1 rRNA gene is annotated in these 394 nt (G+C 49.0%); it reads left to right on the top strand.

Annotated features, from left to right (window positions below):
- Nucleotides 1–394 (top strand): 23S ribosomal RNA (locus AACR09_RS00870); the annotation flags it as partial.

The following is a 394-nucleotide window of genomic DNA, read 5'->3' as shown; positions in this document are numbered from 1 at the left end:
TGTAGGCGGAAAGTTTAGGTAAATCCGGACTTTCTTAACGCTGAGATACGATGTCGAGCTACTACGGTAGTGAAGTCATTGATGCCATGCTTCCAGGAAAAGCCTCTAAGCTTCAGATTGTAAGGAATCGTACCCCAAACCGACACAGGTGGTCGGGTAGAGAATACCAAGGCGCTTGAGAGAACTCGGGTGAAGGAACTAGGCAAAATGGTACCGTAACTTCGGGAGAAGGTACGCTCTTATCAGTGAAGTCCCTTGCGGATGGAGCAGACGAGAGTCGCAGATACCAGGTGGCTGCAACTGTTTATTAAAAACACAGCACTGTGCAAAATCGTAAGATGACGTATACGGTGTGACGCCTGCCCGGTGCCGGAAGGTTAATTGATGGGGTTAG

Origin of the sequence: Vibrio sp. OPT20 (genome assembly GCF_963889365.1) — a bacterium.
GTDB classification, from domain to species: Bacteria; Pseudomonadota; Gammaproteobacteria; order Enterobacterales; family Vibrionaceae; genus Vibrio; species Vibrio splendidus.
The sequence above is the reverse complement of the archived record's forward strand: the minus strand, read 5'-3'. Positions and strand labels throughout refer to the sequence as shown.